Annotated in this window: 11 protein-coding genes; 2 read left to right on the forward strand and 9 right to left on the reverse strand. The window is 59.2% G+C overall.

What is annotated here, in order from left to right; translation table 11 throughout:
• Nucleotides 1–111: 111 nt before the first annotated feature.
• The 5 genes from SIC14_RS06595 to SIC14_RS06615 form a co-directional block, all read right to left on the reverse strand.
• On the reverse strand, nucleotides 112–1,476 hold the full coding sequence (locus SIC14_RS06595; protein ID WP_412565032.1) for a glutamine synthetase family protein: 1,365 nt from the start codon (nucleotides 1,474–1,476) through the stop codon (nucleotides 112–114).
• Between the two features lie 99 nt (nucleotides 1,477–1,575).
• A complete protein-coding gene (locus tag SIC14_RS06600; RefSeq protein ID WP_058242602.1) occupies nucleotides 1,576–2,604 on the reverse strand; it encodes a TRAP transporter substrate-binding protein in 1,029 nt (342 codons plus the stop codon).
• A gap of 74 nt (nucleotides 2,605–2,678) precedes the next feature.
• The gene (locus SIC14_RS06605; RefSeq protein WP_412565033.1) at nucleotides 2,679–4,001 is read right to left on the reverse strand and encodes a TRAP transporter large permease; all 1,323 of its coding nucleotides are present in this window, start codon (nucleotides 3,999–4,001) and stop codon (nucleotides 2,679–2,681) included.
• A gap of 4 nt (nucleotides 4,002–4,005) precedes the next feature.
• Nucleotides 4,006–4,602: a TRAP transporter small permease subunit gene (locus tag SIC14_RS06610; RefSeq protein WP_412565034.1), complete on the reverse strand. Its 597-nt coding sequence runs from the start codon at nucleotides 4,600–4,602 to the stop codon at nucleotides 4,006–4,008.
• On the reverse strand, nucleotides 4,602–5,381 hold the full coding sequence (locus tag SIC14_RS06615) for an N-formylglutamate amidohydrolase (RefSeq protein WP_412565035.1): 780 nt from the start codon (nucleotides 5,379–5,381) through the stop codon (nucleotides 4,602–4,604). The genes SIC14_RS06610 and SIC14_RS06615 overlap by 1 nt, the downstream gene beginning before the upstream one ends.
• 173 nt (nucleotides 5,382–5,554) lie before the next feature.
• Between SIC14_RS06615 and SIC14_RS06620 the strand changes: the two genes are divergently transcribed.
• Complete coding sequence (locus tag SIC14_RS06620; RefSeq protein WP_412565036.1) at nucleotides 5,555–6,427, forward strand: MurR/RpiR family transcriptional regulator; 873 nt, start codon at nucleotides 5,555–5,557, stop codon at nucleotides 6,425–6,427.
• A 1-nt stretch (nucleotide 6,428) separates the two neighbouring features.
• On the opposite strand, the gene SIC14_RS06625 is transcribed toward SIC14_RS06620, so the two are convergent.
• The 4 genes from SIC14_RS06625 to leuS form a co-directional block, all read right to left on the reverse strand.
• Entirely contained in the window at nucleotides 6,429–7,013 is a 585-nt protein-coding gene (locus SIC14_RS06625) for a glutathione S-transferase family protein (RefSeq protein WP_412565037.1), read from the reverse strand.
• Nucleotides 7,014–7,075: 62 nt separating this feature from the next.
• Nucleotides 7,076–8,083, reverse strand: a complete 1,008-nt coding sequence (holA, locus tag SIC14_RS06630) for a DNA polymerase III subunit delta (RefSeq protein ID WP_412565038.1) — start codon at nucleotides 8,081–8,083, stop codon at nucleotides 7,076–7,078.
• Nucleotides 8,084–8,087: 4 nt separating this feature from the next.
• Nucleotides 8,088–8,582 carry a hypothetical protein gene (locus tag SIC14_RS06635; protein ID WP_412565039.1) on the reverse strand — a complete coding sequence of 165 codons (495 nt, stop codon included), beginning with the start codon at nucleotides 8,580–8,582 and terminating at the stop codon, nucleotides 8,088–8,090.
• On the reverse strand, nucleotides 8,569–11,115 hold the full coding sequence (gene leuS, locus SIC14_RS06640) for a leucine--tRNA ligase (RefSeq protein ID WP_412565040.1): 2,547 nt from the start codon (nucleotides 11,113–11,115) through the stop codon (nucleotides 8,569–8,571). Before leuS ends, SIC14_RS06635 begins: the two co-directional genes overlap by 14 nt.
• 153 nt (nucleotides 11,116–11,268) lie before the next feature.
• On the opposite strand from leuS, the gene SIC14_RS06645 reads away from it, so the two are divergent.
• On the forward strand, nucleotides 11,269–12,528 hold the full coding sequence (locus SIC14_RS06645; protein ID WP_412565041.1) for a glycosyltransferase family 4 protein: 1,260 nt from the start codon (nucleotides 11,269–11,271) through the stop codon (nucleotides 12,526–12,528).
• Nucleotides 12,529–12,569: the final 41 nt, after the last annotated feature.

Raw genomic sequence — 12,569 nt, forward strand, 5'->3', positions numbered from 1 at the left:
GCCACAGACTCCAGTAAGAGAGGGGCAGAAAACCCCTCAGTTTCATCTTGCAAAAAATACTCTCCCGCCGAAGGCGTCCCGCAGGGGCCTCCGGGCGGTATGGGCGGAGTGTTACGCCCGCTCAAATCCACGCGCCAATTCCCAGTCGGTGACGGCGTTGTCAAATTCTTCCTGCTCCACTTCGGCGGCGCGGGTGTAGTGGTTCACCACCCAGTCGCCCAGGGCGGCCCGCAGCATGGTCGAATTGCGCAGGGTCTCGGTCGCCTCACGCAGGGTGTGCGGCACATCGGTGACGCCTTCCATCTCATAGACGTCGCCCTGCAGTGGTGCGGCCAGTTCCAGACTTTCCTCGACACCGGCCAGGCCGGCGGCGATCAGCGCGGCCATCGCCAGATAGGGGTTCAGGTCCGAGCCACCAATGCGGCATTCGATCCGCACGGCCTTGGTGCCTTCGCCACACAGACGGAAAGCGGCGGTGCGGTTGTCGACGGACCAGACGGCCTTGGTCGGGGCAAAGCTGCCTTTCTGGAAACGTTTGTAGCTGTTCACATAGGGTGCCAGGAAATAGGTCAGGTCGCTGGCGTATTTGATCTGGCCCGCCACATAGGACCGCATCAGATCAGACATGCCGTGTTTCTTGTCAGGATCAAAGAAGACGTTCTGCCCTTCTTTCCACATCGACTGATGCACGTGGCTGGACGAGCCCACGCGGTCCGGACGCCACTTCGGGATGAAGCTGGCGGCATGGCCCTGCTGCCAGGCGATTTCCTTGGTGGCGTGTTTGGCGATCGTGTGGTGATCAGCGGTCAGCATCGCCTCGGCGTATTTGATGTTCAGCTCTTCCTGACCAGCCTCAGCTTCGCCTTTGGTGTTTTCCACCGGAATGCCCGCCGCATAGAGGTGATTGCGCAGCGGGCGCATCACATGCTCTTCTTTGGTGGTCTGGAAGATGTGGTAGTCTTCGTTATAGCCAGAGATCGGGGTCAGTTCGCGGTAGCCCGAGGCGGCGATTTCTTTCAGCGACTTTTCAAACAGGAAAAACTCCAGTTCGGTCGCGGTGACCGGGCTCAGCCCCATCGCCTCGGCGCGGGCCACCTGTTTTTTCAGGATGGCACGGGGCGAATGTTCGACGTCTTTGTGATGGTGGTGATCCAGCACATCACAGAGCACCAGCGCGGTGCCTTCCAGCCAGGGCACCGGACGGATGGTGCCAAGGTCGGGTTTCATGATGTAGTCACCATAGCCTTCCTGCCACGAGGTCGAGGCATAGCCGTCCGGCGTGCCCATTTCGAGGTCGGTTGCCAGCAGGTAGTTGCAGCAATGGGTTTCTTCATAGGCGCTGTCGACAAAATGGTGCCCAACAAACCGCTTGCCCATCAGGCGGCCCTGCATATCGACGATACAGGCCAGAACGGTGTCGATGCTGCCGTCTGCCACGGCCGTCTTCAGCTCTTCAAAAGTCATCATGCCGGGCATGTGCGGGGCTCCTTAGTCATTGGTCTTGTCTATCTGTGCTGCGACCCCGGCAAATTGCCGGGGCCACATGGTTTGGATGCGGCCCAAGGGGCCAAGCGTTTAGCCGTAACGGTAGGGACGGCCCGCTTTCTGCATGTCGGCGTTGTACTTCTTGATGATTTCAACAACGCGGGCTTTGGTCGGGCTTTCGGCCGCAACTTCGTCCCAGAATTTGAAGGCCGCTTCTTCAACCTGTGCCCATTCGGCGTCAGGGATCGAGGTGAGCTCCATTTTCGGGCCGTTGACGCGCAGGTCGGCTTCGCCACCCCAGTACCACCACTGACGATAGTAGTGCGACTGGTCACAGCAGACGCGGAACAGGGTCTGCAGATCTTCCGGCAGGCCTTCCCAGCTGCCCTGGTTGGCAAAGAACGAACCCGCCCAGGCGCCCGAGATGTTGTTGGTCAGGAAGTAGTTGGTCACATCGGCCCAGCCGACAGTGTAGTCTTCGGTGATGCCCGACCATGCGATTCCGTCCAGCTCGCCGGTCTGAACCGCAACTTCGATGTCTTCCCACGGCAGGGTCACAGGAACCACGCCGAACTGGCTCAGGAAGCGGCCAGCGGTCGGGAAGGTGAAGACGCGCTTGCCTTTAAGGTCAGCAAGCGAGCGGATCGGATCTTTGGTGGCAAAGTGGCAGGGATCCCATGCGCCGGCGGAGATGTGCTTCACGCCAACTTTGGAATATTCTTCGTCCCAGATTTCATTCAGGCCGTATTTGTTGAACAGCACCGGCACGTCGAGCGAGTAGCGCGAGGCGAAGGGGAAGTAGCCGCCAAATACGGTCACTTCGGTGGGCGACGCCATCGAGTCATCATCCGACTGAACAGCGTCGATGGTGCCGCGCTGCATGGCCTGGAACAGCTCACCGGTGGGGACCAGCTGATCCGCATAGAACAGTTCGATCTGCATGCGGTCGCCTGCGATCTGGTTGAACATGTCGATCGCGGGTTTCACCACGTGCTCGGCCAGGGCCGGACCTGCATAGGTCTGCATCCGCCATTTGATGGTGCCGGAGGCCAGCGCCGGGGTGGCCAGGGCGGCCGGGGCCGCTGCGGCACCGGCAAGGAACTTACGTCTGGTAGTCATGTCATACTCTCCTAGTGTTCAGTGTGTTTTGGGTTTTCCCCAGTTTGTTGAACGCTCCATTGACTGGAGTTCTGTCATTTTCCGTAAACGTATTCCGGCAGCCACAAAGCGATCTGTGGGAAGACCATGATGAGCGTAAGTGCGCAGACCATGATCAGCACAAAAGGCAGGATCGAGCCGTAGATGTCTTTCAGTGAGATTTCCGGCGGCGCCATCGCGCGCATCAGGAACAGGTTGTAGCCGAAGGGCGGCGTCATATAGGCGATCTGGGTGGTCACCGTGTAGAGAACGCCGTACCAGATCAGATCAAAACCCAGCACATTGACCAAGGGCACATAAAGCGGTGCCACGATGACCAGCATCGCAGTGTCATCAAGGAACGTACCCATCACGATAAAGCTCAGCTGCATCAGGATCAGGATCACCCAAGGGTCCAGACCCAGCTGTTCGGTGAACAAGTCCTTGATCGCGTTCACCGCGCCCAGACCATCAAACACCGCACCAAAGCCAAGAGCGGCCAGAATGATCCACATGAACATGCAGGAAATCGCCAGCGTCTGCCGCACCGAGGTTTCAAACACCTGACGGGTCATCCGGCCTTTCAGCACCGCTGCCATAAAGGCAGTCATGGCGCCAATCGCCGAGCTTTCCACCAGCGAAGTCCAGCCATTCACAAAGGGCACCATCATCGCGGCAAAGATAACCAGCGGCAGCAGACCTGCGCCCAAGAGGCGGATCTTCTCGGCACGGGTCACGTTACGCTCTTCTTCGCTGAGGGTCGGGCCAAGCGCCGGGTTCAACTTGCAGCGTACGTAGATGTAGATGATGAACATGGCCGCCATCAGCAGACCGGGCACCACACCGGCCAGCCACAGCTGCCCCACTGGCTGCCGTGCGATCATTGCGTATAGCACCAGCACCACAGAGGGTGGCACAAGGATGCCCAGACTGGATCCGGCCTGGATCACCCCCGTGACCATGCGTTTATCATAGCCCCGCCGCAAAAGTTCCGGCAGCGCGATGGTGGCCCCGATGGCCATGCCTGCCACGCTGAGCCCGTTCATCGCGGATACCAGTACCATCAGACCGATGGTGCCAATGGCCAGGCCACCGGAAACCGGGCCCATCCAGACGTGGAACATCTTATAGAGGTCGTCGGCGATCTTGGATTCCGACAGCACGTAGCCCATGAAGATGAACATTGGCAGGGTCAGCAGCGGATACCATTTCATCAGCTTCATCGCCGCCGAAAACGGGATGGCCGAGCCGCCATTGCCCCACAGCAGCATCGCCGCCAGCGCTGCCACACCGCCAATCGCGCCAAAGACGCGCTGGCCGGTGAACAGCATCACCATCATGGTGGCGAACATGAAGATTGCGATCATTTCGTAGGACATGTGATCAGATCTCCTGTCCGCGGATGCGGGCGATGTCTTTGAAGAATTCAGATAGGGCCTGCAGCAGCATCAAGAAGATGCCAAGCGTCATGATGAACTTGATTGGCCAGAGGATTGGACGCCAGGCCGTGGGGCTGCGTTCCAGATAGCCCAGAACTTCGCCCGCCGCCGTCGGGCCGCCAGTGAAGAAGGCCACCACCAATTCCAACAGGAAGGCAAAAGGGGTGCCTTTGAAGTGGCCCAGCGAATAGGCAAAGGAATCGACCGCGCCGTAGAGCAGAACGCCAAGATAGAAGGCCAAAACCACCACAGTGATGGCGTCAAACTGGGCTTTCTTGCGATCTGTCCAGGTGTGATAGAACAGGTCCATCCGCACGTTTGAGCCCATCTGGATCGAATAAGGCCCGCCAAGGATGTAGTAAGACACCATGGCAAACTGCGCCATTTCCAGTGTCCAGAGCGACGGCATAAAGAAGGTCTTGGAGATCGACGACCACATCAGGATCGCCACCATGACAAAGATGCCATACATCACAATCCGGCCCAGCCGGTAATTGATGGCGTCCACCCAGCGGACATATCCACGGATAAATCCCGGCATCAGCTTCCCCCTTCTTCCATTGCGAGCAGGCCCGAGGTCGCGATGGCCTCTTGCACCCAGGCGGTCATCATCTGGGCCATAGCCTGCTGGTCTGCGTCGGTGCGGATCAGATCATTGCGGATCTCGATCATCACGTTTTGCATGTCACGCGGCATGGCATGGGTTTTCAACGTATGTGTGACGCCGTTTTCCGGTCCGTAAGGGTCATTGCGGCGCACCACCCTGTCGGTGTGATTGGCGGCGCAGGCCAGCATGGCGTCGGCAAAGCGGCTGTCGTCATCATGCAGAACGCCGATTTCGACCGCGCGCTGCGCGCCGTTATAGGTGGCGGTGAAACTGTGCATGGTGATCATCAGCTGCGGCGCTTGCTGGTCAAGCAGCAGCTCCATCGCGGCGTTGAACGGATCGTGGAAGCGGCGAACGCGGTCGGCCTGCTGCGCCTCGGACAGGTTCTGATTGCCGGGGATGTCAAAGATTTCGCTGCGCGGGGGCATAGCGTCGGGGGCTTCGGGCGGGCGATTGCAGTCAAACAGCAGACGCGAGGCAGCACCGGCGATCAGCGTGGCGCTGAGCGCCTCGGCCATCTGGGACGCGATCGGCAGGGCGCCGGGATCCCAGGCCACGTGGCTCTGCCGTACAGCTTCGTCGAGGCCCAGCCCGTTAAATTCAGCAGGCATCACATTGGAGGCATGTTCACACACAAGAACAATAGGTGCGGCCCCGTTGGGCAGCGTCACCTGAACGGCTTCGTTGTCAAAGATCGGATCGCGACCCGTCATATTCGTAAAATTCCCCCACATCGCCCAACACGTCGCAACGCAGGGCCGTCATTCTGAAAACAATTCTTCAGAACAAGTTAACCTGTCAATGAAAATTCTGAAAAATTTTCTTCAAAAAGGATGGGGTTGTTCATAAACTAGTCAAAACCACGGGGAAATACGGGAGAACCGGCGTGACGGAGCAGCCTGAAACCATTGCCGAACGTCTGCAGACGGCCTTTGACGATCTGACCCGCGCTGAACGGCAGCTGGCTGATTCCCTGCTGCAGAACTACCCTGTTTCGGGGCTTGCCTCGATCACGCAGGTGGCCAAAGCGGCGGAAGTGTCGACGCCCACCGTGGTGCGTATGGTGCAGAAACTGGGCTTTTCCGGCTTTCCCGATTTCCAGAACGAATTGCGCCGCGAGCTTGAAGCAAAAATTTCAGACCCGATCACCAAACACGACACCTGGGTCGAAAGCGCGCCGGACGCCCATATCCTCAATCGTTTCACCGATGCGGTGATGGGCAATATCCGGCAAACTCTGACCCAGATCGATCCCACCCAGTTTGATGCGGCCTGCAAGATGCTGGCAGAGACCGATCATTCGGTGCTGGTGGTGGGCGGGCGGATCACCCGTGCGCTGGCAGATTACTTCTTTATGCACATGCAGGTGGCGCGGCCCGGCGTGACCCATATCCAGTCGATGTCAAACGCCTGGGTGCATTACCTCCTGGATATCAAGCCGGGCGATGTGGTGGTGATCTTTGACGTGCGCCGCTATGAGAACTCGACCCTGCGATTGGCCAAGATGGCCAGGGAAAAGGGCGCGCGGATCGTGCTGTTCACCGATCAGTGGCGCAGCCCTGTGCATGAGTTTGCCGATTGCACTTTCTGTGGCCGGATCGCCGTGCCCTCGGCCTGGGACAGTAACACCGCCTTGATGCTGATCCTTGAGGCGATGATTGCCGAGGTGCAGGAGCACACCTGGGATCTGACCCGCACCCGGATGGAAGAGCTGGAAGGCATGTTCGACCGTACCCGCTTCTTCCGAAAGTTCACCTGAGCTAGCGTTTCAACGCTCGCTGAAACGCCTCCCGCGCCCGCATCTCTTTGGCGTAGGCGGTGAGGCGGTCGTCGGGTTTTGGGAAACGGGCGACATGGGCCCAGTTCAGGCAGTGGGTCAGCACGATATCGGCAATGGTTATCTGGTCGCCCATCAGGAACGGGCCTTCGATTTCCGCAACCAAACGCGCCGTATTGCGCAGGTATTCCTGTTTCAGACTGTCCTTGACCGCCGGCACGCGCTGGTCTTCGGGCAGGATGAAACTGTGACGGGCGGCGGTCCAGAGGATTGCGTCCAATTCGTCCAGAACCTGATGGTGCAGCGCGTCCTGACGGGCGCGGGGCAGGGTGCCAGGGGCATAGGTCAAGGCGCCGTGTTTGTCCGCCAGATAGGTCAGGATGGCATTTGAATCGGTGATGCAGTTCCCGTCCACACGCAGGGCAGGGATCTTGCCGGACGGGTTGGCAGCCTTGGCCTCGGGGGAGTGGGGTTTGACGGTGAGGACTTCAAATTCCTCGCCCAGTTCTTCCAGCATCCAGATCACCCGAAACGCCCGGCTGCTGACACCCCCAATCACTTGATACATTTCTGCTCCTCCCGCGTGTTTGCCCTAAGGGAACGCATTCCCGCGCGCAACGCCAGCAGAACCTAACGTCGTGCCAGCATCGCCAGTCGGATCAAAGCCCGTTCCACCAAGGCCATTGCTGGTGCGTTCTGCCCGGCCGAGCGCAGCTGCAAGTCGGTGTCCATCAAGACGGTCAGCGCCGCTTCCAGCTTCATCGGGCCCCAGGCGCGGGCCTGTTTCTGCGTGCGTTCCTTCTGTTTGAAGGAACCGGGGATGAAGATGCGGCCGCCGTCATTGGCGACGATGTTGAACAGGGTGCGGAAATGACGTGTGGTGCCGATGCAGAGTGAGACTGCGTTGACACCCTGGGCTTTCAATTTTTCGAGGATCGGGCCGATTTGATCTGATTTGCCCTCGGCCACGACGTTCAAAATATCGTCCAGCGCGGCCTCCACCGTGGCGGGGGCGCAGGCGGCAACATCTTCGGGCAGGACGGGACCGGAGTCGTTCAGCTTATAAAGCGCCAGCTTTTCGAGCGTCTGGCGGAAATCCCCAGGCGAGAGGTCTTTGGACAGGTCCACAAGATCCGTCATCGCGCCGGTATCAACCTCACGAATGCCGGAACGTTTCAGCTCGGCCTCGATGTCTTCGCGGCTGGGCGGATCATCATAGAGGCCAACGGCATAGGCGTTTGGATGGGCCTCGAACAGTTTGCGCAGTTTCGACGTTGGCTTCAGCGCGCCGCCGGTGACAATCACCTGCGCGTCGCCTTCGGCCCAATCCACCATTGCATTGGTGATGGCTGGGGCTGCGGTGTCATTGGCGTCTTCCACAAACACCACACGGGGGCCCGGGAAAAAGCTGACGGCCTTAATCGCATCCAGCAACTGTGCTGGATCTTTGCGAAGGCTGGCCGCAGGAATGCGGGTCAGGCGCATTTCCTCTTCGCCATTGGGGCCGATCAGGGCGGCGATAACCTCTTGCCGTTTCAGGGCCGCGCGCATGGCATCGGCGGAGTAAATCAGCAATCCGGCGCGATGGGCCTCTGGTTGGCGGAAGTATTTACCTGCGTCACGCGGGGCGAGCTTCATCGGCTCACCCGTCCAGATCGGCGGCTTTCGCCAGCAGCTGGGCCACAATCTGATCGCCCAGAATCACCGCCAGACGTGCCCGTGCGTCACGCTCTGCGGCCAAGGTTGCGGCGGTGGTGCCAGAAGAGGAATAGCCAGTGAAATGCTGTGCGGTGCCTTTGGTGACGGTGATTCCGGTCACCGTTTCTTTCAGCGCATAGTCCACCTGACCGATCAGGTTAAAGCGGGTGGTGATGTTGTTGGCAGAAACCGCAACCCGTTCTTCCTGCACCGTGAAGGTGTAGGTCAGGTCAAATTCGGGGTTGGCGCTGCGTCCGATCCGCGCCTCGATCTGCTGCAGCAGTTGCTGATCATCGCGGGTCTTTGGCTCAGCCGCCAGAACCGCGTCCTGCAGCCGATGCCCGTCGCCGGCGGGACCGTAAACAGGGGTAAAGCCGCAGCCCGAAAGGGCCGCGACTGCAAAAATAGAGAGGAAATGTCTGCGTTTAGACAACCACATTCACGATACGCCCCGGCACCACAATCAGCTTCTTCGGTTGGCCCCCGTCGAGGGCTTTGACCACAGCTTCGTGCGCCAGAACGAGGTTTTCAACCTCTTCCTTCGCCATGTCCTTGGGCACGCTGATTTCCGCGCGTCGCTTGCCGTTGATCTGGATCGGCATCGTGACATTGGCGTCGACCAACATAGCCTCATCTGCTTCGGGCCAGGCGGCTTGTGCGATCAGACCTTCACCACCCTGATGCGCCCAAATGTCTTCGGACAGGTGCGGGGTAAAGGGCGACATCAATTGCGCCAGAACTTTGATCGATTCCTTTTGAACCGCGGCGCTGGCTTTGGATTTCGCCAAGGTATTGGTGAAACCGTAAAGTTTTGCGATGGCGGCGTTGAAGCCAAAGCTGTCGATGCCGTTGGTGACATCGCGAATCGCACGGTGGGTGGCGCGTTGCAGGTCTTCGTCACCCTGACCTTTGGCGGCCGGATCCATAGCGCCGATCTTGTCGCACAGGTTCCAGACACGGGTCATGTGTTTGAACGCAGCCTCGGCCCCGGCAGCAGTCCATTCCACGTCGCGTTCGGGCGGGCTGTCGGACAGCACAAACCAGCGGGCGGTATCGGCACCATACTGTTTGATGATCTCCACCGGATCGACGACGTTGTTTTTCGACTTCGACATCTTGGCCGAAGGCACGATGGTCACCTCGGTGCCGTCTTTCAGGAAGCCTTTGCCGTCACGCAGCTCCACCTCTTCGGGGTAGTGATAGACCGGACGGCCATCCGCACCTTCGGTCTTGTAAATCGCGTGGGTCACCATGCCTTGGGTGAACAGCGCGTTGAACGGCTCTTTCGACTTCTCCGGCAGGTGGCCGCAGATGTTCATCGCGCGGGCAAAGAAGCGCGAGTAGAGCAGGTGCAGAATCGCATGTTCAATGCCGCCGATATACTGGTCGACGTTCATCCAGTAGTTGGCATCTGCCAGTTCGGTCGGGGTGTCGGCGCGCGGTGCGGTGAAACGCGCGAAATACCACGAGCTGTCCACGAAGGTGTCCATCGTGTCGGTTTCGCGCTGCGCCGGCTTGCCACAGTTCGGGCAGCTGCAGTCACGCCAGGTCGGGTGACGGTCCAGCGGGTTGCCGGGGATGTCGAAGCTGACGTCTTCGGGCAGTTCGACCGGCAGGTTCTCTTTCTTCTCGGGCACCACGCCACAGTCATCGCAATGGACAACGGGAATCGGGCAGCCCCAGTAGCGCTGACGGCTCAGGCCCCAGTCGCGCAGGCGGAACTTGGTCACGCCATTGCCGATGCCTTTGCCTTCGCAATAGTCCACCGCCGCGTTGACCGCCTCTTCACCGGTCTGCAGCTCTTCACCGGCGAAGCCTTTGATGTAGCGCACCTTTTCTGCCTTGGTGGGCACATAGGCTTTGCCTGCTTCGGCGTCACCTTCAACCGGCGTGAAGACGGGAATGATCGGCAGGTCGTATTTGGTGGCAAATTCGTAATCGCGTTCATCATGGCCCGGGCAGGCGAAGATCGCGCCGGTGCCGTAGTCCATGAGGATGAAGTTGGCGATGTAGACCGGCAGTTCCCAAGCCTCATCGAAGGGGTGTTTGCACTTCAGTCCGGTGTCAAAGCCCAGTTTGTCGGCCTTTTCAATCGCCTCAGCGGTGGTGCCACCTTTGCGCGCCTCGGCGCAGAAGGCTGCGACGTCTTCACGTTCGGCCTCCAGCTGTTTGGCTAGCGGGTGATCGGGCGAGATGCCCACAAAGGACGCGCCCATCAGCGTGTCAGGACGGGTGGTGTAAACCTCAATCGGTTCACCACCGTCGGTGCGTTCAAAGCCAAATTGCAAACCGCGCGATTTGCCGATCCAGTTTTCCTGCATCAGGCGCACTTTGGCGGGCCAGTCGTCCAAGTCACCCAGCGAGTCGAGCAGTTCTTCGGAGTAGTCGGAGATCTTGAAGAACCACTGGGTCAGTTCGCGACGCTCCACCTCGGCGCCGGAACGCCAGCCCTTGCCGTCAATCACCTGTTCATTGGCCAGAACGGTCATATCGACCGGATCCCAGTTCACCACCGCGTTTTTGCGGTAAACCAGACCCTTTTCGATGAAGTCGATGAACATCGACTGCTGCTGGCCGTAGTATTCCGGATCACAGGTGGCGAACATGCGCGACCAATCCAGACCAAAGCCCAGCGGCTTCATCTGGTTCACCATCGTGTCGATGTTGTCATAGGTCCAGGTCTTGGGATGCCCGCCCGAAGCCATCGCGGCGTTTTCTGCCGGCATGCCAAAGGCGTCAAAGCCCATCGGGTGTAGTACATTGTGACCGGTCGAGATTTTGTAGCGCGCGATCACGTCGCCCATTGTGTAGTTGCGAACGTGGCCGATGTGGATGCGTCCCGACGGGTAGGGGAACATTTCCAGCACGTAGTATTTCGGCTTGTCGTCGCTGCGGACGGCCTTGAAGATTTCGGCCTTGTCCCAGGCTTCTTGCCACTTGCCTTCGATTTCGGCTGCGGAGTAGCGGGTCATATGGGCGGACCTTTCTGGTGTCTCGTATTCACTGTGTCGCCAGCGGTGATAGGCGGCAGCGGCGCATTGGTCCAGTGGGGAAGCGCAAAAATGACGCTCTTTGCCGATGCGATTGGGGCTGTATAAGGAAAGGGCAGTTATTAAGGCCGTTTCATGAAGATCCTCTTTATCCACCAGAACTTCCCCGGTCAGTACAAACATCTTGCCCCTGCGCTGGCCGCGCAGGGCCACCAATGTGTGGCGCTGACGCTCAGAGTGAAGGAACCGTCAAATTGGAACGGCGTCCGGGTGCTGCCCTATGCGATCAAACGCAAACAGGGGCCGGGGATTCACCCTTGGGTCAATGATTTTGATACCAAGGTGATCCGGGCCGAGGCCTGTTATCATGCTGCGATGGGTCTGAAGGCGCATGGGTTTACCCCCGACATCATCATTGGCCATCACGGCTGGGGCGAGACGATGTTCCTGCGTGACGTCTGGCCGGAGGCGCGGATTGGCCTCTATTGTGAGCTTTATCACCTGAGCGACCGCGAACATCTGGGCTTTGATCCGGAATTTCAGCCCAAAGTGGCCGAGACAGAGGCCCTGCGAATCCGTCTTAAGAACCTCAACAATCTGGTGCATTTGCAGGTTGCGGATGCCGGGATCAGCCCGACTCATTTTCAGGCCGATACGTTCCCGGTGGAATGGCGGCAGAAAATCAGCGTTATTCATGATGGAATCGATACGCAGGCGGTGCAGGCGGCTTCTGATGTGCAGTTTGCCTTGCCGGGTGGCGCGACGCTTAGCCGACAGGATGAGGTCATCACCTTTGTGAACCGCAATCTGGAGCCCTATCGCGGCTATCACATCTTCATGCGGGCGCTGCCGCGCCTGCTCAAGGAGCGTCCAAACGCGCGGGTGCTGATCGTCGGCGGGGATGAGGTAAGCTATGGCGCGCGGCCACCGCAGGGACAGACCTGGAAGCAGATCTTCATCGATGAGGTGCGTGGACAGATCCCGACCCCGAACTGGGAGCGGGTGCATTTCCTAGGCAAGGTTCCCTATGATCAGTTTATCCGCCTGCTCCAAGTCAGCCGTGTGCACCTCTATCTGACCTACCCGTTTGTCCTCAGCTGGTCCCTGTTTGAGGCGATGAGCGCGGAGGCCGCCATTGTGGCCAGTGACACCGGACCGCTGAAAGAAGCGATTCGACATGGCGAAAACGGGCTGCTGGTGGATTTCTTTGACGGTGAGGCGCTGGTTGATCAGTGCTGTGCCCTGTTGGAGGACGCAGAGATGCGGCGTGCCTTTGGCCAGGCCGCGCGCAAACATATTGTCGAGACCTATGATCTGCGCAGTCAGTGCCTGCCGCGGCAGCTAGAATGGGTCGAAACCTTAGCCTCCCTGACCCCACAGCCGATTCGCAGCTGACTTCTTAACTTTATGCAAACAAAAGAAAAGGCGCCCTTAGG

Origin of the sequence: Thalassobius sp. MITS945101, assembly GCF_047123305.1 — a bacterium.
GTDB lineage: Bacteria > Pseudomonadota > Alphaproteobacteria > Rhodobacterales > Rhodobacteraceae > Thalassobius.

Excerpts from the sequence above, each read along its gene's own strand:
- SIC14_RS06595 (WP_412565032.1), bottom strand. The coding sequence starts at position 1,476 with ATGCCCGGCATGATGACTTTTGAAGAGCTGAAGACGGCCGTGGCAGAC.
- SIC14_RS06600 (WP_058242602.1), bottom strand. The coding sequence starts at position 2,604 with ATGACTACCAGACGTAAGTTCCTTGCCGGTGCCGCAGCGGCCCCGGCC.
- SIC14_RS06605 (WP_412565033.1), bottom strand. The coding sequence starts at position 4,001 with ATGTCCTACGAAATGATCGCAATCTTCATGTTCGCCACCATGATGGTG.
- SIC14_RS06610 (WP_412565034.1), bottom strand. The coding sequence starts at position 4,602 with ATGCCGGGATTTATCCGTGGATATGTCCGCTGGGTGGACGCCATCAAT.
- SIC14_RS06615 (WP_412565035.1), bottom strand. The coding sequence starts at position 5,381 with ATGACGGGTCGCGATCCGATCTTTGACAACGAAGCCGTTCAGGTGACG.
- SIC14_RS06625 (WP_412565037.1), bottom strand. The coding sequence starts at position 7,013 with ATGTATCAAGTGATTGGGGGTGTCAGCAGCCGGGCGTTTCGGGTGATC.
- holA (WP_412565038.1), bottom strand. The coding sequence starts at position 8,083 with ATGAAGCTCGCCCCGCGTGACGCAGGTAAATACTTCCGCCAACCAGAG.
- SIC14_RS06635 (WP_412565039.1), bottom strand. The coding sequence starts at position 8,582 with ATGTGGTTGTCTAAACGCAGACATTTCCTCTCTATTTTTGCAGTCGCG.
- leuS (WP_412565040.1), bottom strand. The coding sequence starts at position 11,115 with ATGACCCGCTACTCCGCAGCCGAAATCGAAGGCAAGTGGCAAGAAGCC.
- SIC14_RS06645 (WP_412565041.1), top strand. The coding sequence starts at position 11,269 with ATGAAGATCCTCTTTATCCACCAGAACTTCCCCGGTCAGTACAAACAT.